General features: G+C 73.2%; 19 protein-coding genes. 18 read left to right on the top strand and 1 reads right to left on the bottom strand.

What is annotated here, in order from left to right; translation table 11 throughout:
• The first annotated feature begins 2 nt into the window (after nucleotides 1–2).
• From asnB to BG482_RS04365, 16 genes are read left to right on the top strand one after another with little or no spacing between them, the layout of a single operon-like run.
• Complete coding sequence (gene asnB / locus BG482_RS04440) at nucleotides 3–1,928, top strand: asparagine synthase (glutamine-hydrolyzing) (protein ID WP_069767512.1); 1,926 nt, start codon at nucleotides 3–5, stop codon at nucleotides 1,926–1,928.
• Between the two features lie 25 nt (nucleotides 1,929–1,953).
• Nucleotides 1,954–4,149: a bi-domain-containing oxidoreductase gene (locus tag BG482_RS04435; RefSeq protein WP_079141571.1), complete on the top strand. Its 2,196-nt coding sequence runs from the start codon at nucleotides 1,954–1,956 to the stop codon at nucleotides 4,147–4,149.
• Nucleotides 4,146–6,125 (top strand): alginate lyase family protein, encoded by a 1,980-nt coding sequence (locus tag BG482_RS04430; RefSeq protein ID WP_069767510.1) that lies wholly within the window; start codon nucleotides 4,146–4,148, stop codon nucleotides 6,123–6,125. Before BG482_RS04435 ends, BG482_RS04430 begins: the two co-directional genes overlap by 4 nt.
• A gap of 16 nt (nucleotides 6,126–6,141) precedes the next feature.
• A complete protein-coding gene (locus BG482_RS04425) occupies nucleotides 6,142–7,680 on the top strand; it encodes a right-handed parallel beta-helix repeat-containing protein (protein ID WP_069767509.1) in 1,539 nt (512 codons plus the stop codon).
• Between the two features lies 1 nt (nucleotide 7,681).
• Complete coding sequence (locus BG482_RS04420; protein WP_069767508.1) at nucleotides 7,682–8,929, top strand: hypothetical protein; 1,248 nt, start codon at nucleotides 7,682–7,684, stop codon at nucleotides 8,927–8,929.
• A 2-nt stretch (nucleotides 8,930–8,931) separates the two neighbouring features.
• Complete coding sequence (locus tag BG482_RS04415; RefSeq protein WP_069767507.1) at nucleotides 8,932–10,173, top strand: glycosyltransferase; 1,242 nt, start codon at nucleotides 8,932–8,934, stop codon at nucleotides 10,171–10,173.
• Nucleotides 10,170–11,405: a class I SAM-dependent methyltransferase gene (locus BG482_RS04410; RefSeq protein ID WP_069767506.1), complete on the top strand. Its 1,236-nt coding sequence runs from the start codon at nucleotides 10,170–10,172 to the stop codon at nucleotides 11,403–11,405. Before BG482_RS04415 ends, BG482_RS04410 begins: the two co-directional genes overlap by 4 nt.
• A complete protein-coding gene (locus BG482_RS04405) occupies nucleotides 11,402–12,211 on the top strand; it encodes a glucose-1-phosphate cytidylyltransferase (protein ID WP_069767505.1) in 810 nt (269 codons plus the stop codon). The genes BG482_RS04410 and BG482_RS04405 overlap by 4 nt, the downstream gene beginning before the upstream one ends.
• Nucleotides 12,208–12,855, top strand: a complete 648-nt coding sequence (locus tag BG482_RS04400; protein WP_069767633.1) for a PIG-L deacetylase family protein — start codon at nucleotides 12,208–12,210, stop codon at nucleotides 12,853–12,855. The genes BG482_RS04405 and BG482_RS04400 overlap by 4 nt, the downstream gene beginning before the upstream one ends.
• A gap of 3 nt (nucleotides 12,856–12,858) precedes the next feature.
• A complete protein-coding gene (locus BG482_RS04395; RefSeq protein ID WP_069767504.1) occupies nucleotides 12,859–13,884 on the top strand; it encodes an NAD(P)-dependent oxidoreductase in 1,026 nt (341 codons plus the stop codon).
• The gene (locus BG482_RS04390; protein WP_069767503.1) at nucleotides 13,872–15,155 is read left to right on the top strand and encodes a DUF4910 domain-containing protein; all 1,284 of its coding nucleotides are present in this window, start codon (nucleotides 13,872–13,874) and stop codon (nucleotides 15,153–15,155) included. The genes BG482_RS04395 and BG482_RS04390 overlap by 13 nt, the downstream gene beginning before the upstream one ends.
• Before the next feature lie 5 nt (nucleotides 15,156–15,160).
• Nucleotides 15,161–16,459 (top strand): hypothetical protein, encoded by a 1,299-nt coding sequence (locus BG482_RS04385; protein WP_069767632.1) that lies wholly within the window; start codon nucleotides 15,161–15,163, stop codon nucleotides 16,457–16,459.
• Nucleotides 16,456–17,403, top strand: a complete 948-nt coding sequence (locus BG482_RS04380; protein WP_069767502.1) for a glycosyltransferase family 2 protein — start codon at nucleotides 16,456–16,458, stop codon at nucleotides 17,401–17,403. The genes BG482_RS04385 and BG482_RS04380 overlap by 4 nt, the downstream gene beginning before the upstream one ends.
• A complete protein-coding gene (locus tag BG482_RS04375) occupies nucleotides 17,400–18,644 on the top strand; it encodes a polysaccharide pyruvyl transferase family protein (protein WP_069767501.1) in 1,245 nt (414 codons plus the stop codon). Before BG482_RS04380 ends, BG482_RS04375 begins: the two co-directional genes overlap by 4 nt.
• An 11-nt stretch (nucleotides 18,645–18,655) precedes the next feature.
• A complete protein-coding gene (gene rfbC, locus BG482_RS04370) occupies nucleotides 18,656–19,201 on the top strand; it encodes a dTDP-4-dehydrorhamnose 3,5-epimerase (protein ID WP_069767500.1) in 546 nt (181 codons plus the stop codon).
• 15 nt (nucleotides 19,202–19,216) lie between these two features.
• Nucleotides 19,217–20,587, top strand: coding sequence for a glutamate-1-semialdehyde 2,1-aminomutase (locus BG482_RS04365; RefSeq protein ID WP_079141570.1), 1,371 nt, complete (start codon nucleotides 19,217–19,219; stop codon nucleotides 20,585–20,587).
• An 80-nt stretch (nucleotides 20,588–20,667) separates the two neighbouring features.
• On the opposite strand, the gene BG482_RS04360 is transcribed toward BG482_RS04365, so the two are convergent.
• The gene (locus tag BG482_RS04360; RefSeq protein WP_069767499.1) at nucleotides 20,668–21,402 is read right to left on the bottom strand and encodes a phosphatase PAP2 family protein; all 735 of its coding nucleotides are present in this window, start codon (nucleotides 21,400–21,402) and stop codon (nucleotides 20,668–20,670) included.
• Nucleotides 21,403–21,696: 294 nt separating this feature from the next.
• Here BG482_RS04360 and BG482_RS42335 point away from each other — a divergent pair, with 294 nt between their 5' ends.
• On the top strand, nucleotides 21,697–21,852 hold the full coding sequence (locus BG482_RS42335) for a hypothetical protein (protein ID WP_370745744.1): 156 nt from the start codon (nucleotides 21,697–21,699) through the stop codon (nucleotides 21,850–21,852).
• Nucleotides 21,853–21,997: 145 nt separating this feature from the next.
• The gene (locus tag BG482_RS04355) at nucleotides 21,998–22,378 is read left to right on the top strand and encodes a hypothetical protein (protein ID WP_069767498.1); all 381 of its coding nucleotides are present in this window, start codon (nucleotides 21,998–22,000) and stop codon (nucleotides 22,376–22,378) included.
• The last annotated feature ends 3 nt before the right edge of the window (nucleotides 22,379–22,381 follow it).

Here is a 22,381-nt window from a genome sequence, read left to right as displayed (position 1 = left end):
ACATGTGTGGCATCGCAGGCACATACCGGTGGCCGGACGGGAAGGCCGTGACCGACCGGCTCACCGAGACCCTCGCCCACCGCGGTCCGGACGGGGCGGGCCGCTACGGCCACGCCCTCGGCAACGGCGAGGTGCAGCTCGGGCACCGCAGGCTGGCCATCGTCGACCTGTCCGAGACGGGCGCCCAGCCGATGGTCTCGGACGGCCTCGTCCTGACCTACAACGGCGAGCTGTACAACGCGCCCGAGCTGCGTGCCGAACTGGCGGCCGCCGGGGTGCGCTTCCGCGGCACCTCCGACACCGAGGTGCTGCTGGAGGCCTGGCGGCGCTGGGGCACCGACTGTCTCCCCCGGCTGCGCGGCATGTTCGCGTTCGGGATCTTCGACGAGCGCACCGGGGACCTGGTGCTCGCCCGAGACCAGCTCGGCATCAAGCCGCTGTTCCTGCTCCGCCGAGGCGAGGGGCTGGTGTTCGCCTCCGAGCTGAAGGCGCTGGCCGCCGTGACCGGCGGATCGCTGGAGGTGGACCACGCGGCGCTGGTGGCGTCCCTGCTCTACTACTGGGTGCCGGACTCGCGGTGCGCGTTCCGCGAGGCGGAGAAGCTGCCGCCGGGGACCTGGCTGCGGTGCCGGCCCGACGGCCGGGTGGAGCGCGGCCGGTTCTGGAACCTGCGGGACGTCGCCGCCGAGGGCGCGGAGCGCGCCCGCAGCGGGGAACGGCCGGACATCGCGGCCGTCGTCGAGGAGTCGACCCGGCGTCATCTGCTCTCCGACGTGCCCGTGGCGACCTTCCTGTCCGGCGGTCTCGACTCCAGCTACCTGACCGCGCTGGCGGCGCGCGACCGGCCCGGGATCTCCGCCTACACGATCGGGTTCCGCGCCGAGGACGCCCGGTTCGAGGCGATGCCGGACGACCTGCGCTACGCCCGGCAGGTGGCCGAGCGGTTCGGCGTCGACCTGCACGAGATCGAGATCGCCCCGGACGTGCTCGACCTGCTGCCGCGGATGACGTATCACCTGGACGAGCCGATCGGCGACCCCGCCGCGATCAACACGTTCCTGATCTGCTCGGCCGCCCGGGAGGCCGGGGTGAAGGTGATGCTCTCGGGCATGGGCGCCGACGAGCTGTTCGCCGGGTACCGCAAGCACCTGGCCAACCTGCTCGCCGTGCGCTACCAGCGCGTCCCGCGGCCGCTGCGGCGCGGCCTGTCCGCGGCCGTGGACCGGCTGCCGGTCGCCTCGGCCCGCCGGGGGTACCGGTCGGTGCGCTTCGCGAAGCGGTTCCTGTCCTTCGCCGATCTGCCGGAGGAGACCGCGTTCCGGCGCAGCTACACCATGTACGACCAGGACGAGTTGCTGGCCCTGATCGATCCGGACCTGGCCGGGACGGTCGACGACGTGCTCACCGAGCACGCGGACGTCTACCAGGACAACGACCTCGACGACTTCGTGAACCGCATGTGCCTGGGCGACTCCCGGATGTTCCTGCCGGGCCTGAACCTCGCCTACACCGACCGGTCGAGCATGGCCGCGTCGACGGAGGTGCGGGTGCCGTACGTGGACGTCGACGTGGTGAAGGCCGCGTTCGCCGTGCCCGGCGACCGCAAGATCGTCGGACGGCAGGGCAAGGCCGTCCTGAAGGAGGCGGCCTGCTCGATCCTGCCCCGGGAGATCGTGTACCGGCCCAAGGGCCTGTTCAGCGCCCCGCTGCGGGCCTGGATGAGCCGCGATCTGGCGCCGCTGGTGCGCGAGGTCGTCAACGACGGCGTGCTCGTCCGTTCCGGGTTCCTGCGCCGCGAGGCGCTGCAACGGCTCGTCGCCGAGGACGCCGCCGGACACCGGGACCACTCCAAGCATCTGTGGCATGTGCTGACCCTCGAGTACTGGTATCGCGGCGCGACCTCCGGGTCGGGCCGGACCGCACCCTGACGGCGTAGAGACAAGAGGACTTCGGGTGAAACAGGTTGTGCAGAACTACAAGAGCGGCGAGCTGGCCCTGCTCGACGTGCCGGCGCCGGGGTGCAAGCCGGGGGGTGTGCTGGTCCGGAGCGCCTACTCGCTGATCTCGACCGGCACCGAGCTGATGAAGGTCTCCGAGGCGGGCATGTCGATGGTGGGCAAGGCCCGCTCCCGGCCGGACCAGGTGGCCAAGGTCGTGCAGAGCGTCGCCGCCAACGGAGTGCCCGCCACCTACCGCAAGGTGATGGGCAAGCTGGACTCCTACACGCCGCTGGGCTACTCGCTGTGCGGGGTGGTCGAGCAGGTCGGCGCCGGCATCGACGACGTGAAGGCCGGCGACCTGGTGGCCTGCGCCGGTAACGAGCACGCGCTGCACGCCGAGCTGAACTGGGTGCCGAAGAACCTCTACGCCCCGGTGCCGGACGGCCTCGCGCCCCGGCACGCGGCCTTCGGCACCGTCGGGTCGATCGCGCTGCAGGGCGTCCGCCAGGGCGAGTCGCGGCTCGGCGAGGTGGCGCTGGTCGTCGGCCTCGGGCTGATCGGGCAGCTGGTGGTGCAGCTGCTGGCGGCCTCCGGGGTCCTGGTCGTGGGGGCCGACCCCGACCCGACGCGCTGTGAGCTGGCCGAGCGGCTGGGCGCGGCGGCCTGCGGCGATCCCGGTTCGGCGGCCGTGGAGGGCGCCGTCGCCGAACTCACCGGCGGGCACGGCGTGGACCAGGTGTACCTGGCGGCCGGCGGCGGCAGCAACCAGCCCGTCGAGCTGGCGGCCCGGCTGAGCCGGGACCGCGGCCGGGTCGTGGACATCGGCAAGTGCCGGCTGGACCTGCCGTGGAACGCGTACTACGAGAAGGAGCTCGACGTACGGTTCTCCCGCAGCTACGGCCCCGGGCGCTACGACCCGTCGTACGAGCTGGAGGGGCGGGACTACCCGATCGGCTACGTGCGCTGGACGGAGCGCCGCAACCTGGCGTGCTTCCTCGACCTGGCCGCCCGCGGCCGCGTCGACGTGGAGCCCCTCATCTCCCATGTGGCCGACTTCGACGACGCCGTCGAGACGTACCGGCGGCTGAAGGACGGCGAACTCAAGGCCGTGGCCGTGCTGTTCGGGTACCCCGGGCAGCCGGAGGCGGCACCCGGGACGGAGGCCCCGGCGGCGGTGACCGTGCCCGCGGTCCGGCGCTCCGGCGGCGCGGCGCCCGCCCCGGCCCGGGCCGTCAAGTCGCCGGTGCGTCTCGCGTTCGTCGGCGCGGGCAACTATGCGACGTCGATGCTGCTGCCGCACCTTTCGCAGCGCGAGGGCGTCGAGCTGTCGACGGTCGTCACCACGACGGCGCTGTCCGCGGCCAACGCGCAGCGCAAGTTCGGTTTCGCCCGGGCGACCACCGATCTCGACGCCGTGCTCGGCGACGAGTCGGTCGACGCGGTGTTCGTCGTGACCCGGCACAGCTCGCACGCCGAACTGACCCGCAAGGCGCTGCTGGCCGGCAAGACGGTGTTCGTGGAGAAGCCGCTGGCGCTCGACCAGGACGAGCTGGCAGACGTCCTCGCTGCGGTGGAGGAGTCCGGCAACGACCGGCTCCAGGTGGGCTTCAACCGGCGGTTCGCGCCGCTGCTGCAGGAGGCCAAGAAGCAGTTCGGCGTCCGGACCGGCCCGGCGAGCCTGCGCTACCTCGTCAACGCCGGCCGCCTCGACCACGGCAGCTGGTACCTGCGGCAGGGCACCGAGGGCTCGCGGTTCGCGGGCGAGGGCGGCCACTTCGTCGACACGGCGAGCTGGCTCCTCGGCGCCGATCCGGTCTCGGTGTACGCGGTCGCCACGCCCGGCAACGAGGACGTGCAGGTCGTGCTGGGTTACCCGGACGGGTCGACGGCCACGATCAGCTATGTCACCACCGGTGCGTCCGGGTTCCCCAAGGAGACGCTGGACCTCGTCGCGGACGGCAAGGTGCTGCGGCTCGACGACTTCGTCCGCGCGTCGGTCCACAGCCGTAAGCGGTGGGTCAGTTCGCGACTGCCCAAGGCACGGGACAAGGGCCAGTCCGCCGAACTGGCCGCGTTCGTGCGGGCGGTGCGGACCGGCGGCCCGATGCCGGTGCCGCTGGAGTCGCTGGTCGCCACCACGGCGGCCACCCTCGCCGTGCAGACGGCGCTGGCCGGCGGCGCGCCCGTGACGCTGGCGCGGTCGCGATGACGGTGAGCTCGGGGAGCCCGGGCTGGTACCTGCGGCGGCTGTCCCGGATGGGGCCGCGGGAGGTCGGCGGCCGGGCGGGCGACACGCTGCGCAGGCGGCGGTGGCGGTCCGCGCCGCCGGACGCGCCGCGCGTGAGCGGCGTCCGGTTCACCGCGGTGCTGCCCGCGGGCACGGTCGCCGCGGTGGAGCCGGACGCCGTGAAACGCCTCGTCGGCGAGGCGGACCGGCTGATGTCCGGGCACGCCGTGTTCTTCGGTGTGGCGCGCGACGACATGGCCGACCCGGACTGGTGCCACGACCCGAAGACCGGGCGCCGTGCCCCGTGGGGTTACGCCTTCGACGTGCCGTACCGCGACGAGGAAGCGGTCGGCGACATCAAGCAGATCTGGGAGCCGTCGCGGCACCAGTACCTCACCGTCCTCGCCGCCGCCTACGCGGTCACCGGGGACGAGCGGTACGCGGAGCGGGTGGCCGCGCACCTGCGGTCGTGGTGGGCGGCCAACACGCCGCTGCGCGGGGTGCACTGGACCAGCGGCATCGAGCTGGGGATCCGGCTGCTGTCCTGGGTGTGGATCCGCCGGCTGCTCGACGGCTGGCCGGGCGCGGCCGCCCTGTTCGAGGACAACCCGGCGGCGCTGGAACAGATCTGGCACCACCAGCGCTGGCTGGCCGCTTTCCCCAGCCGGGGGTCGTCGGCGAACAACCACGTCGTCGCCGAGGCCGCCGGGCAGTTCGCCGCGGCCTGCGCGTTCGGCTGGTTCCCGTCCTCGCCGCGCTGGCGGGCCGACGCGCTGCGGTCGCTGGAACGGCAGCTGCGCGCCAACACCTTCGGCTCCGGCCTCAACCGCGAGCTGGCCACCGAGTACCACGGGCTGGTCCTGGAGCTCGGCCTGGCCGCGGTGGCCGAGGCCGATGCCGCGGGCGTCGCGGTGCCCGCGTCGGTGCGGCTGGTGCTGCTGCGGATGACCGACGCGCTCGCGGCCGTCGTGGACGACCGGCTGCGGCCGCCGCGTCAGGGGGACGCGGACGACGGGCACGGCCTGGTCGTGGACGGTCCGGACACCGACCGCTGGGCCTCGCTGCTGGCCACCGGGGACGCCGTGTTCAGCCGGCTCGACTGGTGGCCTGCGGTGACCGGCGCCGATGTGCGCACCCCGCTGCTGGCCGCGCTCGTCCGGCCGTACGCCAAGGGCGCGGCCGCGTCGGCGGTGTCCCGCCCGGCGAGCCGCCCGGCGCACTTCGCCGACGCCGGCATGACCGTCCTGCGCGGACCGGGCGGGATCTGGTGCCGCTGCGACGGCGGTCCGCACGGGTTCCTGTCGATCGCCGCGCACGCCCACGCGGACGCGCTGTCCGTGGAGGTCCGGCACGACGGGGTCGACGTGCTCGCCGACCCGGGGACGTTCTGCTACCACGGCCAGCCCGAGTGGCGGCGCTACTTCCGCTCGACGCTCGGCCACAACACCCTGGAGCTGGACGGCGCCGACCAGTCCGCCTCCGGCGGCCCGTTCCTGTGGACGCGGCAGGCCCGCAGCCGGGTCCTGGTCGCGGACACGTCCGGCGCCTCCGGCGGGGGGACGGTCCGCTGGGCCGCCGAGCACGACGGCTACCGGCCCTCGGTGCACCGGCGCCGGGTCGAGCTGGCGTCCGCGAGCCGGGAGCTGACGGTGGTCGACGAGGTGCACGGCGGCCCGCGCCGGGCCGTGCGCCTGGCGTTCCACCTCGGCCCGGCGGTCACCGCCGAGCTGACGGGGAACCGGGCGGTGCTCACCTGGACGCGGGACGGCGAGGACCGCTCCGCGGAGCTCGACCTGCCCGGGCAGCTGTCCTGGACGGCGCATCGCGGGGCGAGCGCACCGCCGCTGGGCTGGTACTCCGCCGGATTCGGGCGCAGAGAACCCGCCACCACGCTGGTCGGCGCCGGCTTCACCGACGGCACGGAGGGCTTCACCACCGTGCTCAGGTTCCAGGGTTAGGGAGGGGGGAGGGCGCGTGGGGATCAAGTGGCGGCACCGGGCGCTGCCGGCGGCAGCACTGGCGCTGGCGTTGGCGGCGACGACCGGTTGTGACGGCGGCACGACGGACGCGACGCCGAGACCGACCGCGGCGCCCTCCACGTCCGCCGCGCCCTCGAAGCCCCTGGCCCGCGTGTGCGCCAAGCCCGCCGCCGGACCGGCGAAGGCGCCGCCGGGCGCGGTGACGGTCGACCCCGCGGTGCCCGGCGACCTGGCCGCGAAGACCGAGAGCAGCCCCGCGCACACCACCTTCTGGCTGCGGCCGGGCACGCACACCCTCATGTCGGACCGCTACGACCAGGTGATCCCCAAGGAGGGCGACGTCTACGTCGGCGCGCCGGGCGCGGTGCTCGACGGCCGCAGGAGCAACCACTACGCGTTCGGCGGCGCCGCGAGCGACGTCGCCATCCGCTACCTGACCGTGCAGAGGTTCGTCGCGCCCCGCGACGAGGGCGTCGTCAACCACGACTCGGCCGACGGATGGGTGATCGAGCACACGACGATCCGGGACAACTCCGGCGCCGGGCTGATGGCCGGCTCCCGCCAGCAGGTCCGCGCCAGCTGCCTGCGCGACAACGGCCAGTACGGAATGAACGCGTACAAGGACGGCGGCGTGAACGACCTGGTCGTCGAGGGCAACGAGATCGCGGGCAACAACACGGACGACTGGGAGCGCCTTCGGCCGGACTGCGGCTGCAGCGGGGGCGTCAAGTTCTGGGCCGTCGACGGCGCGGACGTACGCGGCAACTGGGTGCACGACAACCGGGGAACCGGGCTGTGGGCGGACACCAACAACAACGACTTCCTCATCGAGGGCAACCTGATCGAGGACAACGACGGCGCGGCGCTGATCTACGAGATCAGCTACAACGCGGTCGTCCGCGACAACACGATCCGGCGCAACAACTGGGTCGAGGGCCGCGCCTCCGCAGCCGCGGGCGACACCTTCCCGCTCGCGACCGTCTACCTCTCCGAGTCGGGCGGCGAACCGCGGATCCGGGCCCGCACGGACAAGATCGACGTCTACCGGAACGTGCTGGAGGACAACTGGTCCGGGATCACCCTGTGGGAGAACGCCGACCGGTTCTGCAACAGCCCTGCCAACACCTCCTCCGGTGAGTGCACGTTGCTGGTGAAGAACACCGGCCGCTGCGTGCAGCCCGCGATCGCCGGAGCACCGCTGTACTCCGACTGCCGGTGGAAGACCCAGCGGGTGGACGTCCACGACAACCGCTTCGTGCTGGACAAGTCCGTCATGCGCTGCACGGTGATGTGCGACCGGATGGCGGTGCTGTCCAACTACGGCACCTATCCGGACTGGTCGCCCTATCAGGGCGAGCGGGTGGCCGAGGCGATCACCGGCCGGCAGCACAACCGCTGGCACGACAACGTCTACGTCGGACCGTGGACCTTCGTCGTCCACGACGCGAGCCGGACCCTCGGCTTCGAGAAGTGGCGGGGCTCGCCGTACCGGCAGGACGCGGGCAGCACCCTGCGTCCCGGGGACGGTGGTTGAGATGAGGTCCGCGGACACCCGCACGAACCACACGTCGAAGATCGTCGGGGCGGTCTGGGGGCTGCTCGTCCTCAACACCCTGGGCTCCGCCGGGGCGGTGACCATCGTCCCGCTGCCCCGCTCGCTCATCCAGATGGTCACCATGGGCTCCCTGGCCGCCGCGTTCGCGCTGGCGCTCCTGGTCAACCCCCGGGTGCGCCTGCGGGCCAGCGCCTACGTGTTCCTGCTGACCCTGCTGCTGGTGCCGAGCCTGATCTCCAGCGTGGACCAGGGGGCCGGGCTCGGCGCGCTGTTCCGCTGCGGCCGGCTGGCTCTCTTCGTCGGCACGCTGTGGTTGCTCAGCCGCTGGTGGGACGGCGGCACGACGTTCGTCCGGCACCACATCCGGATGTACTTCGCGGTGCTCGCCTCGGTGGCCGCCGGTCTGGTCGTCTCCCCGGGCGCCGCCCTGCCCGACCTGTACGGCGGGCGGCTGGTGGGAGCGTTGTGGCCGCTCACCCCGCCACAGATCGGCCAGTACGCAGCGGTGATCATCGGGCTCACCGTGCTGCTTCTCCTGGGCCGCCGCACCGACCGGACCAGCGCGGCCGTGGTCATCGTGCCCTCCCTCGTCCTGCTCGCGCTGACCCATACCCGCACGGCCACGCTCGGCCTGATCATCGCGCTGGTGCTGGCGATCACCTCCCTCGTCCTGACGAGCGCAGCCGCCCGCCGGGTCTTCTCCTGGGCGGTGCTGTGCGCCGCGGTCGCCGCCGTGGGGTTCAGCTCCGCGCTCCAGGCGTGGTTCCTGCGCGGGCAGAGCCAGGAGAACTTCTCCAGCCTCACCGGCCGGGCCAAGGTCTGGAACGCCCTGCTGGCGGCGCCCCGGACGACCTCGCAGCACCTGTTCGGCACGGGTCTGGGCGACAAGTCGTACGGCGGGCTGCCGATCGACAACAGCTGGCTGGCCGTCTACAACGAGCAGGGCGTGACCGGCATCGCCCTGGTGGCGGCGATCATCATCGTGCTGGGCGGCGTCGCACTGCTGCGGCCGCCGTCGCTGTCGAGGGCCTGCGCGATCTTCCTGATCAGCTACTGCGCGATCGCGTCGTACACCGAGGCCGGGCTGGGCGACGCCTCGCCGTACCTGCTGCATCTGGCCGTGGCCGCCTCGCTGCTGGCGGCGCCCGCCGAGACCGCTCCCCCGTCGACGCCCGAGATCCGTCGACGACCCGCCCCGCGCTGGGCCCGTACATCGGAGGTGAACTGAGCATGCACGTCCTCGTGGTGCACAACCGCTACGCCTCGGCCCAGCCGAGCGGGGAGAACAAGGTCGTCGACCAGGAGGTGGCGCTGCTGCGCGAGGCCGGCCACCGGGTCGAGCTGTTCGAGCGGCGCAGCGACGACATCGCCGCCCGGTCCCTGCCGGGCAAGGTCGCGGTGCCGCTGCTGGTGCCGTGGAACCCGGCGGTCCGTGCGGAGCTCGCCGCCCGGCTGCGCGCCGAGCGGCCGGACGTGGTGCACGTCCACAACGTCTTCCCGCTCCTGTCCCCCGCGGTGCTGGCCGCGTGCGCCGACGCCGGCGTGCCCGCCGTCGCCACGCTGCACAACTACACCCAGGTCTGTCCGCCGGGCACGCTGCAGCGCGACGGCCGGCCGTGCACCGAGTGCGTCGGGTCCACGCCGCTGCCCGCCGTGCGGCACGGCTGCTACCGCGGCTCCCGGCTGGCGACGGTGCCGCTCGCGGTCAGCCTGGCGGTCAACCGGCGGCGGTGGTGGTCCGGCGTGGAGCGGTTCTTCTGCATCTCCGCGGCGCAACGCGACGTCCTGGTGCGGTCCGGCATGCCGTCGGAGCGGCTGGCGGTGAAGCACAACTTCGTGCCCGACCCGGGCGGCTGCCGAGCGGGCGCCGGCGAGCATCTGCTCTATCTGGGCCGGCTCGCGGAGGCCAAGGGCGTACGGCTGCTCATGGCCGCATGGGACGAGGTCGCCGCCGAGGGCGGTCCGGGCGTGCCGCTCGTGATCGCCGGCACGGGGCCGCTGGAGCGGGAGGTGACCGCCTGGGCGGCGGGCCGCGACGACGTGCGCTACGTCGGTCTGTACGACGCGGCGCAGTGCCGGCAGGCCGTCGAGCGGTCGGTCGCCGTGGTGGCGCCCTCGACGTGGCTGGAGGCGTTCGGCCTGGTGGTCGTGGAGGCGATGGCTGCGGGGGTGCCGACCGTGGCCGCCGCTCACGGCGCCTTCGTCGAACTCGTCGAGGACGGGGTGACCGGGCTGCTGCACCGGCCGGGCGAGGCCGCCTCGCTCGCTTCGTGCCTGCGTCGGATCACCGCCGATCCGGCGCGCAACCGGGAGATGGGACAGGCGGCCCGGCGCCGATACGAGCAGGACTTCAGCCCGGCTGTCGGGCTGGAGCGCCTGGTGGAGGGGTACCGCACCGCGATCGCGGGGCGGTCAGCACCGGCTCGAGGCGGGGACACCCGTGCGAGCAGGGGGGATGGGGACAGCACATGACACGATGCCGACTCTGCGGCTCGGAAGCGATGGCGAGCGTCGTCGATCTCGGGGCGACGCCACCATGCGAGAGTTTCCTCGCCGCGGACCAACTGGACCGGCCCGAGCCGGCGTACCCGCTGCATCTGCGGGTCTGCACCGAGTGCTGGCTCGCGCAGATCCCCCCGTTGATCACGCCGGAGGAGACGTTCACGCAGTACGCGTACTTCTCGTCCTACTCGACCTCCTGGGTGGAGCACGCGCGCACGTTCGTCGCCGACTCCGTTCGACGGCTGGGCCTGGGGGCCGACGCCTTCGTGGTCGAGGTCGCGAGCAACGACGGCTACCTGCTGAAGCACGTACGGGACCGCGGGATCCGCTGCCTCGGCGTCGAACCCTCGGTGAACGTCGGCGCCGCGGCGCGGGACGCGGGCGTGCCCACGCTCACGGCGTTCCTGGACCCGGCCACGGGCGCCGGCGTCCGCGCCGAGCACGGCCCGGCGGACCTGGTCGTGGCCAACAACGTGTACGCGCACATCCCCGACGTGGTCGGGTTCACCCGGGGGCTGCGCGCCCTGGTCGCCGACGACGGCTGGGTCTCGATCGAGGTGCAGCACCTGCTGACCCTGATCGAGGAGAACCAGTACGACACGATCTACCACGAGCACTTCCAGTACTACACGGTCGCCTCCGCGATCCGGGCGCTGGAGAGCGGCGGACTCGCGCTGGTGGACGTCGAGTTGCTGCCCACGCACGGCGGCTCGATCCGGCTGTGGGCCCGGCCGGCCGAGGCGGCGGGCGAGCCCTCCGCGCGGGTGACCGACGTGCTGGACCGGGAGAAGGCCGCCGGTCTTCAGGAGCTGTCGGGGTACACCGAGTTCTCCGCCCGGGTGGCCAAGGTGCGCCGGGACCTCCTCAAGTTCCTCATCGAGGCGGCCGAGCGCGGTGAGACGGTCGTCGGCTACGGCGCCCCGGGCAAGGGCAACACCCTGCTCAACCACTGCGGCGTCCGGCCCGACCTGCTCCCGTACACGGTCGACCGCAACCCCTACAAGCACGGCAGGTTCACTCCGGGCACCCGCATCCCGATCCTGCCGCCGGAGCAGATCGCCGCCGACAAACCGGACTACGTCCTCGTCCTCCCGTGGAACCTGCGGGCCGAGCTGGTCGAGCAGCTGTCCTTCGTGCACGAATGGGGCGGCCGACTGGTCTTTCCCATACCGGAACTGAGCATCGTCGAGGTCGCGTCATGAAGGTCGTACTGTTCTGCGGCGGATACGGGATGCGGATGCGCAACGGAGCCTCCGACGACGTGCCCAAGCCGATGGCGATGGTCGGCCCCCGGCCGCTGATCTGGCACGTCATGCGCTACTACGCGCACTTCGGGCACACGGAGTTCATCCTGTGCCTCGGGTACGGGGCCCACCACATCAAGGACTTCTTCCTCAACTACGAGGAGACGACGTCCAACGACTTCGTGCTGCGCGGCGGGCGGACCGAGCTGCTGTCCACCGACATCTCGGACTGGACCGTCACGTTCGTGCAGACCGGCGTCGAGTCGCCGATCGGGGAGCGGCTGCGCCGGGTGCGGCACCATCTGGACGGCGACGAGATGTTCCTCGCCAACTACGCCGACGTGCTCACCGACGCCCCGCTGCCCGAGATGATCGACCGGTTCGCCCGGCGCGACGCCGGTGCGTCGATGATGGTGGTGCCGCCGCAGTCCTCGTTCCACTGCGTGGAGTTGGGCGAGGACGGCCTGGTGGGCGGCATCACCGCGGTGAGCCAGCTGCCGCTGTGGGAGAACGGCGGCTACTTCGTGCTCCGCCAGGAGATCTTCGACCACATCCCGGAGAACGGGGACCTGGTCGCCGACGGGTGCGCCCAACTGGCCAAGCAGGGGCGGCTGGTGGCGCACCAGCACCGCGGCTTCTGGAAGCCGACCGACACCGTGAAGGAGCGGGCCGCGCTCGACGAGGCCTACGCCCGGGGCGATCGCCCGTGGGCCGTGTGGGAACGCGACGGCGCCGCGTCGGCCGCCGCGACGAGGACCGCGTGATACGGCTCGGGGCCGGACGCCCCGACCGGATCGTCGCGGTGGGCGCGCACTGCGACGACATCGCCATCGGCGCCGGCGGCACGCTGCTGACGCTGTGCCTGGCCCGGCCGGGCATCCGCGTCGACGCGCTGGTGCTCTCCGGCGGCGGCAGCGAGCGCGAGCAGGAGGAGCAGGCCGCGCTCGCCGCGTTCTGCCCGGGGGCCGACCTGCGGCTGACCGTGCACAAGCTGCCGGACGGCCGGCTGCCGGTGTACTGGGACGAGGCCAAGGCCGCGGTCGAGGAGCTGCGCGGCAGGACCGAGCCGGACCTGATCCTCGCCCCGCGCACCGACGACGCGCACCAGGACCACCGCGGTCTGGCGCAGCTGATACCCACCGCGTTCCGCGACCATCTCGTGCTCGGCTACGAGATCGTCAAGTGGGACGGCGACCTCGGCCGCCCGACGGCGTACCAGCCGCTGTCGGACGAGGTCGCCGAGCGGAAGGTGCGGCTGCTGCAGGAGCACTACCCCTCGCAGCGGCACCGGCCCTGGTACGACCGGGAGGCGTTCCTCGGTCTTGCCCGGATCCGCGGAATCGAATGCCACGCGCGCTACGCCGAGGCGTTCGCCGTCACCAAACTCACTCTCGACCTGGGGGAATGAACTGTGCGCGTACTGCTGACGGGACACCAGGGATACCTGGGCACCGTGATGGCCCCCGTGCTCGCGGCCGCGGGCCACGAGGTCGTCGGCCTCGACGCCGGCCTGTTCGCCGACTGCGTCCTGGGCCCGAAGCCCGCGGACCCGCGGGGCCACCGGGTGGACCTGCGTGACGTCACGGCCGAACAGGTGGCCGGGGTGGACGCCGTGATCCACCTGGCCGCGCTGTCCAACGACCCGCTGGGATCGCTGGCGCCGGAGCTCACCTACGACATCAACCACCACGCGTCCGTGCGGCTGGCCCGGCTGGCCCGTGACGCCGGAGTGCGACGCTTCCTGTACGCGTCGACCTGCTCGGTCTACGGCGCCGCCGGCGGCGACGAACTCGTCGCCGAGGACGCCCCGCTGCGCCCGGTGACGCCGTACGCGGAGTCCAAGGTGCGGGTGGAGGACGACCTGCACGCGCTCGCCGACGGCGACTTCAGCCCGGTGTACATGCGCAACGCCACCGCCTTCGGCTACTCGCCCCGGCTGCGCGCCGACATCGTGCTGAACAACCTGGTGGGGCACGCCCTGTTGTCCGGTGAGGTCCTCGTGCTCTCCGACGGCACGCCCTGGCGCCCCCTGGTGCACGCCGCCGACATCGCCCGGGCCTTCGCGGCGGCGCTGGTCGCGCCCCACGAGGCGGTGCACGACCGGGCGTTCAACATCGGCAGCGAGGTCAACAACGTCACGGTCGCCGAGATCGCCGGACAGGTCGCCGAGGCGGTCCCCGGCTCCAAGGTGGTGATCACCGGGGAGAACGGGGCCGATCCGCGGTCCTACCGGGTGGACTTCTCCCGGTTCCGCGCCGCCGTGCCCGGCTTCGACTGCGAGTGGACGGTGAAGCGGGGCGCGCTCGAACTCGCCGACGCCTACCGCACCCACGGGCTGACCCGGGAGGCCTTCGAGCAGCGCTTCACCCGGCTGGCCGTGCTGCGCGCGGCGTCCGACGCGGGCGCGGTCGACGACACCCTGCGGTGGCGCCCGTGACCACGCCCGGCGAGGAGATGTACGCGCTGGTGGAGCGGATGTACCCGCTGTGCCGGAGCATCACCGGCGACGGGGTGCGCGCGACCCTGGACATCGTCGGCGAGTACGTCCCGCTGCAGGTGCACGAGGTGCCGACCGGGACGCAGGTCCTCGACTGGACGGTGCCGCAGGAGTGGAACATCCGGGACGCGTACATCGCCGACGGCTCCGGACGCCGGGTCGTCGACTTCGCCGCGTCCAGCCTGCATGTGCTCGGCTACAGCGTGCCGGTGTCGGCGACGATGCCGCTGGCCGAGCTGCGGCCACATCTGCACACCCTGCCGGACCACCCGTCCTGGGTGCCGTACCGCACCAGCTACTACCGGCCGGAGTGGGGGTTCTGCCTGTCCCAGGACACCCTGGACTCGATGCCGGACGGCGAGTACGAGGTGCGCATCGACTCCACGCTCGCCGACGGCCACCTCACCTACGCCGAGCACGTGGTCCCCGGGCAGGTCGCCGACGAGGTCATCGTCTCCTGCCACGTCTGCCACCCTTCGCTGGCCAACGACAACCTGGCCGGCGTCGCGGTGGCCGTGTTCCTGGCGCGGGCGCTGGCGGAGGAGACGCCGTACTACACCTACCGGTTCATCTTCGCGCCCGGCACCATCGGGGCGATCACCTGGCTGGCCCGCAACGCGGAACGGGTGCAACGGGTCGCGCACGGCCTCGTGCTGGCCTGCGCCGGCGACCCGGGCCGGCTGACGTACAAGCGGAGCAGGCGCGGCGACGCGGAGATCGACCGGGTGCTGCGGCATGTGCTGGCAGCCTCCGAACGCCCGCACCGCATCACCGAGTTCACTCCGTACGGCTATGACGAGCGGCAGTACTGCTCGCCCGGGTTCGATCTCGGCGTGGGCTCGCTCAGCCGGACCCCCTACGCGGGGTACCCCGAGTACCACACCTCGGCCGACAACCTGGACTTCGTCGCACCCGAGGCGATGGAGGACACCCTCGCCGTCTGCCGCGAGGCGTTCGCCGTCCTCGACCGCAACCGGACGTACGTCAACCTCAGCCCGTACGGCGAACCGCAGCTGGGCCGGCGCGGGCTGTACGACTCGCTCGGCGGCCGCAGCGACGCGAAACAGGCCCAGATGGCCATGCTCTGGGTGCTGAGCCTCTCCGACGGCGAGCACACCCTGCTGGACGTCGCCGAGCGGGCCGGGCTGCCGTTCGCCGCCGTCGCCGCCGCGGCCGACGCCCTGCACGACGCCGAGCTGATCAAGGCGTGAAGCCGATGACCACCGAGGGGGAGGATCCGCGGACGACGGCGCCGCCCGCCGGATCCGCCAGGCGCGCCCTCCTCGGCCGGCTGTCCTGGGGACTGGCCGACCAGGCGGCCTCCAGCATCTCCAACTTCGCGGTGGGCATCTATGTGGCCCGCTCGCTGGGGGTGACCGCGTTCGGCGTGTTCAGCCTGGCCTGGGTGACCTACGGCGTGGTGCTCAACGTCTCCCGCGGGCTGGCCACCGACCCGCTCGTGGTGCGCTTCAGCGGCGCGTCGGACGCGTCCTGGCGCGGGGCGGTGGCCCGGTCGTCGGGCACCGCGCTCGGCGTCGGCACCGCCCTCGGGGCGGCCTGTCTCGTGGTCGGTCTCGCTCTCGGCGGCCGGGTGGGGCCCGCGTTCGCCTGCCTCGGCGTCATGCTGCCGGGGCTGCTGCTGCAGGACGCCTGGCGGTTCTCGTTCTTCGCCGCCGGCGCCGGGCGCAAGGCGTTCGTGAACGACCTCGTGTGGGGCGTCGCGCTCGTGCCGGCCATGGTCGTGGCGGCCCATGTGGGCAGCGTGGCCGCCTTCGTCCTCGCGTGGGGCGCGTCCGCCGCGGTGGCCGCGGCGTACGGCTGCCTGCAGTCCGGCATCCGGCCCCGGCCGGCCGGGGCGCGCGGCTGGCTGCGCGAGCAGCGCGACCTCGGCTACCGGTACCTGGTCGAGAACGTCAGTCTCAGCGGCGCGAGCCAGCTGCGGGCGTACGGGCTCGGCGCGATCGTCGGCGTCGGCGCGGTGGGCGCCGTGCGGGGCGCCGAGCTCCTGATGGGCCCGTTTCTCGCCGTGCTGATGGGGCTGTCCCTGGTCACCGTCCCGGAGGCGGCACGGGTGCTGCGGCGGGCCCCGCACCGCCTCGGCACGTTCTGCCTCCTGCTCGGCGGCGGTCAGGCCATCGGCGCGCTGTGCTGGGGCGGTGCGCTGCTGCTGATGCCGGACCGGTTCGGCGAGTTCGCACTCGGCGCGGTCTGGCACTCCGCCGCGCAGCTCGTCGTGCCGATCACCCTCGGCGTGGCGGGCGCGGGCCTCGGCACCGGCGCGGCGGCCGGGCTGCGCGCGCTCGGCGCGGCCCGGCGCAGCCTGCGCTCCCAGCTGTTCGCCTCCGTCTGCTACGTCGGCGGCGGACTCGGCGGGGCGGTCCTGGCCGGCACGGTCGGCTCGGCCTGGGGCGCCGCCGCCGCGACCGTCAGCGGCTCGGCCGTGTGGTGGCTGCAGTTGCGGTCCGCCCTGGGCGAGCGGCGCCCCGAACCCGTTCCCGAAGTGAGGACCTCATGACCGACAGACCCAGGCTGAGCATCGGCCTGCCCGTGTACAACGGCGAGGAGTACCTGGCCGAGTCGCTCGACGCCCTGCTCGGCCAGACCTACGAGGACTTCGAGCTGATCGTCTCCGACAACGCCTCGACCGACGGGACCGAGGACGTCTGCCGCCGGTACGCCGCGAAGGACTCGCGCATCCGGTACCTGCGGCTGCCCCGGAACATCGGCGCCACCCCGAACCACAACCATGTGCTCGCCGAGTCCCGCGGCGAGCTGTTCAAGTGGGCCTCGCACGACGACCTGTACGGCCGGGACCTGCTGCGGCGCTGCGTCGAGGCGCTGGACGAGCGGCCGGACATGATCCTCGCCCACAGCGGCCAGGCGGTCATCGACGGCGACGGCCGGGTGAAGGTCCCCTACGAGTACACCCTCGCCACCGACTCGCCGCACGCGCCGGAGCGCTTCCGCAGTCTGCTGTTCGAGCCCGGCGGCGACGACTTCTACGGGGTGATGCGGACCGACGTGCTGCGCCGGGTGAAGCCGATGGACAGCTACCACCACGCGGACCGCACGTACGTCGCCGAGATCACCCTGCACGGGCCCTTCCACCAGGTGCCGGAGCTGCTGTACTTCCGCCGCGACCACCCCAACCGCGCCGAGCGGGCGAACCCGAGCAAGCGCTCGCGGTGCGTCAACCTGGACCCGCGCCGGGCGGGCCGGCTGCACCCGACGCCGCGGCTGCTCGCCGAGTACGTCTGGGGCTTCGCCTCGGCGATCCGGCGGGCGCCGTTGTCCGCGGCCGACCGGCGCGCGTGTTACCGGCACCTGGCCGCGTGGATGACCAGCCGCGCCCGGCCGGGCGCCGGCGAGCGGGTCGAGGACCGCGCCCCGGTCGATCCGGCCCGGCTCGACGTCAGCGTCGACGCCCTGGTCGCCGGCCGGGAGGGGAGGCAGGCATGACGGCCGCCGCGAGGGCGACCGACGCGACTGCCGTGCGCGTCGGGGTGTTCGGCCTGCTCGGCTCCGGCAACCTCGGCAACGACGGGTCGCTGGAGGCCGTGCTCGGATACCTTCGCGCCGAGCACCCGGAGGCGGTCGTGGACGCGCTGTGCGGCGGACCGGAAGTCGTCTCGGCCCGGTACGGGATCCCCGCGACACGGCTGCACTGGTACCGCGGGGAGTACCGGACCGCGTCGCGCGCGGGCGCGGTCGCGGGCAAGGGCCTGGGCAAACTGCTCGACGTCTTCCGCACCGCCGCCTGGGTGCGCCGGCACGACGTGGTGATCGTGCCGGGCATGGGCGTCCTGGAGGCCACGCTGCCGCTGCGGCCGTGGGGCTTCCCGTACGCGCTGTTCCTGCTCTGCGCGACCGGCCGGCTGTCCGGCGCCAGGGTCGCGCTGGTCGGCGTCGGCGCCGCCGGGATCGGCAACCGGGCGACCCGCACCCTGGTGCGCTGGTCGGCGCGGCTGGCCGCCTACCGGTCGTACCGGGACGCCCCGTCCCGCGACGCGTTGCGGGCGATGGGCGTGGACACCGCGCACGACGAGGTCCACCCGGACCTCGCGTTCGCCCTGCCGACGCCGCCGGCGAGCGCGCCCGAGGGCCCGCCGGGCCGGGTCTGCGTGGGCGTCATGGCCTTCCACGGCGGCGACGACGACCGCGCCCGGGCCGAGGAGATCCACCGGCGCTACCTCGACGGCACGATCCGCTTCGTCCGCGCGCTGGTCGAGGACGGCAGACCGGTCCGGCTGCTCACCGGCGACGCGTGCGATGCGCCGGTGGTCGCCGCGATCCTCGACGCGGTGGACTCGCCGCTGGTCACGGACGCCGAGGCGGCGTCGCTGGCCGACCTGATGCGGGAGGCGGCTGCTGCCGACACCGTGGTGGCGACCCGGTACCACAACCTGATCTGCGCGCTGAAGGCCGGCACACCCACCCTCGCGGTCAGCTACGCCGCGAAGAGCGAGGCGCTCATGGCCGACATGGGGGTGGGCGCGTTCTGCCACCCGGCTCGCGAGGTCGACGCGGACCGCCTCCTGGAGCAGTTCCGCGAGCTGGAGAAGGGTTCGGCGGACGTGCGGCGCACCCTCGCCGAGCGGAACCTGATCGCCGCCGGGCGCCTGCAGCACCAGTTCTCCGCCCTGACGGCGGCCCTGTTCCCCACGACCGACCACGCCCACGCCCTGCGGGAGACCTCATGAACGCGCCCGGAATGAAAGCGACCGAGGTCCCGGCGATCGCCGGCGCGTATCTGTTCGAGCCGACGCCGTACGCCGACGAACGCGGCTTCTTCTGCCGCACGTTCGACGCCGACGTGTTCCGCTCGGTGGGCCTCGACCCGGACGCCTTCGTCCAGGACAGCCTGTCCCGGTCGGTGGGGGGCGTGCTGCGCGGCCTGCACCTGCGCTCCGGTGCCGGCGAGGCCAAGCTGGTGCGGTGCTCCTACGGGCGGATCTTCGACGTCGTCGTGGACCTGCGCCCCGACTCGCCGACCTACCGCAACCTGGCCACCTTCGAGCTGTCCGACGAGACGCAGCTGACCCTGTACATCCCGGCGGGCTGCGCCCACGGCTTCCAGACGCTGACCGACACCGCCGACGTCTCGTACCGGATCGACCGCCGGCACGACCCGGCCGAGGACGTCACGATCGCCTTCGACGACCCGGAGCTCGCCGTGCCTTGGCCGCTGCCGGTCACCTCGATGTCCCAGCGGGACCGGGAGGCGCCGAGCCTCGCCGAGGTCCTGAAGCAACAGTAGAAAGTTGAGGTCGGTGTGGACACCCCATACACCGCGAACTCCGCAGACACCGCAGACACCGCAGACACCGCAGAACTCCTCCTGCCCCGGTCCCAGCAGGCGAACGAGCGGCTGCACGCCATGATCCCCGGGGGTGCGCACACCTACGCCAAGGGCGACGACCAGTACCCCGAGAACCTGGCCCCGGTCATCAGCCACGGCCGCGGCGCCCACGTGTGGGACGTCGACGGAAACCGCTACGTCGAGTACGGCTCGGGCCTGCGGTCGGTCAGTCTCGGTCACGCCCACCCGCGCGTGACCGAGGCGGTACGACGGGAACTCGACCGCGGCAGCAACTTCGTGCGGCCGTCCATCGTGGAGGTCGAAGCCGCGGAACGGTTCCTGGCCACGGTGCCGACCGCCGAGATGGTCAAGTTCGCGAAGAACGGCTCCGACGCCACCACCGCCGCGGTGCGCCTCGCCCGCGCCGCCACCGGGCGCCCGCTGGTGGCCCTCTGCGCCGACCATCCGTTCTTCTCCACCGACGACTGGTTCATCGGCACCACACCGATGTCCGCCGGCATCCCGGCGGCCACCACCGACCTCACCGTGACGTTCCCCTACGGGGACCTGGCCGCCACGGAGGAGCTGCTCACCCGCCACCACGACGAGGTCGCCTGCCTGATCCTCGAACCCGCCACCCACAGCGAGCCACCGCCGGGTTACCTCGCCGGCCTGCGCGAGCTGGCCGACCGGCACGGCTGCGTACTGGTCTTCGACGAGATGATCACCGGCCTGCGCTGGTCCGAGGCGGGCGCCCAGGGCCTGTACGGCGTCGTCCCCGACCTGTCCACGTTCGGCAAGGCGCTGGGCAACGGATTCGCCGTCTCCGCACTGGCCGGGCGCCGCGAGCTGATGGAGCGGGGCGGGCTGCGCCACACCGGCGAGCGGGTGTTCCTGCTGTCCACCACGCACGGCGCGGAGACGCACTCCCTGGCGGCCGCGATGGCGGTGCTCGACACCTACGTCGAAGAGGGAGTCACCGCACGCCTGCACGCCCTCGGCGAGCGGCTGGCCGCGGGCGTCCGCGACGCCGCGGACGCCATGGGCGTCGGCGACCACATCGTCGTCCGCGGCCGGGCCAGCAACCTGGTCTTCGCCACCCTCGACGAGAACCTGCGGCCGTCGCAGGAGTACCGCACCCTGTTCCTGCGCCGGCTCCTCGCGGGCGGCGTGCTGGCCCCGTCGTTCGTGGTGAGCAGCGCCCTCGACGACGCCGACATCGATCACACCGTCGACGTGGTGGCCCAGGCGTGCGCGGTCTACCGAAAGGCCCTGGACGGTGGCGACCCCACCCCCTGGCAGGGCGGCCGCCCGGTGAAGCCGGTGTTCCGTCGCTCGGTGTGAAACGGGGTGGCGTGCGGTGAGGTGACAGGGTGCGAGGCGGGGTCGCGTGCGTGCGGTGGCCCCACCTGCCCGACGTGGCGTCAGCGACCCTCGGGGCGCCCGGCGTCGGCCGCCCGCCCGTTCCGGCGGTCAGCCGCCCGGCCGGCGGTCCGCTCAGCCGTCCGGTCAGCGGTCCGGTCGACGAGCCACCCGGTCGCCGGCACCACCGCCAGCGCGGTGCACCAGCCGCCGATCGCGTCGGTCGGGTAGTGCGCGCCCAGGGCCACCTCCGCCCAGCCCATGGCGGCGCCGGCGACCAGCGCCGCGCCGAGCACGAGTGACGTGCCGGCCGTCCTGCCGAGCCCGAGCCGGCCGGTCGCCAGCAGCGCCACCACGAGGGCGAGCGCGGTGGCGAAGGCGGTGTGACCGCTCGGGTAGGACAGGTTGCCGTCGCCGTGGATGGTGCGCCCCACCAGGTGCTTGAGCAGCGTCGCCACCCCCACGCCGGCACCGGCGCCGGTCACGGCGAGCACCGCCGCACGAGGATGCCTGAGCAGCAGACAGCCCGCCACGACGCCCGCGACCAGCAGCACGGACCCCAGGGGCTCCCCCAGGAAGTCCAGGGCCAGCGCGAGGTGCCGCCACGGCGGTCGCACACTGTCCGCCGTGGGCGAGCTGAGCCACCTGTCCACACCCCCGGGCCCGCCCCCGCCGGCGTACAGACCCCCGAGCAGGGCGACCACCACCGCGGCGAGACCCGCGACCGGCCCGAGCGACCCACGCAGCGCCGGAGGCGACGCCGGATACGCCGACCGGCCGGTCGAAACGGCCCGCACAGCGTCACGGACCGTCGTCTGCCGTCGTCCAGTCCCCACCAACGCCCCCCGACGTATCGGAATCGGCCCACCCGGGAGCCACGACCACCCTAACCAACGACGCGGCACGGCGAACCGCCCCCGCCCAGTCCGCTTCACGGCACCCCGAGAACCCCCACCCGACACCGGAGTGACATTTCGCCCCGCAGAAGGCACTGACCGGAAAGGTGTGCCGTGCGAGCTCTGTTTCGCACTGACGGCTCCCGCCAACGGCGGTGGAGCACCCCATGGTGAACGGGTGAGGTCCCCTCCAGCGTGCGCGCCGCGCGGTCCATCGCGGTGGCACACACGGCTGACGTGGAGTCCGGCCGGGGTCTGCTGATCGTCTTGGGGCCGGCGACCCGCTGGGCCGGCACGCCTCGCGACGGCGCGCCGGGCAAGACGGTCCGGGCGGAACTGCGCCTGGCGTGAGACGCACAAGACCCGGCCATCGGCAATCGTGTTCACGCCAACGGCCGGGCCCGCGTGGCGCATCGGACCGTCGGTGTCAGTGGCGGACGCTAGTGTCGTTCGCCCGGCAAGGAGCCGGTGGACCCAGGGGGAGCACAAGAACGCCATGCCCGACAACCACAGCGGATACCGGATCTCCGTCGTCGACGATGACCCGTTGCGCGCCCGCAAGGACGCACGCGAACTGCTCGCCGCTCTCGCCGAGGCGGACTCCGCGGCCACGCTGGATCTGCCCGAACCGGGCAGCCTGGCAGGGGCCGGCGACAAGGGCGGCCCGTCCGCCGAGACCATCGGGCTGCTGCTGAGCGCCGGTTCGTTCGTCGCCGCGCTGGTGCAGGTGTGGCTTGCGCGTATCCCTCAACGCACCATTGTGGTCAAGCGGCCCGACGGGGCGGTCTTGCACATCACCGGCAAGGAGGCTCGCGAGGACGACACGCTGGTCGAGCGGTTCCTCGCGGACGGCGGCGACGGCACGACGGCGGGCTGAGCG

Source organism: Streptomyces sp. LUP30, from assembly GCF_001746365.1.
Lineage (GTDB): Bacteria > Actinomycetota > Actinomycetes > Streptomycetales > Streptomycetaceae > Streptomyces.
The sequence above is the reverse complement of the archived record's forward strand: the minus strand, read 5'-3'. Positions and strand labels throughout refer to the sequence as shown.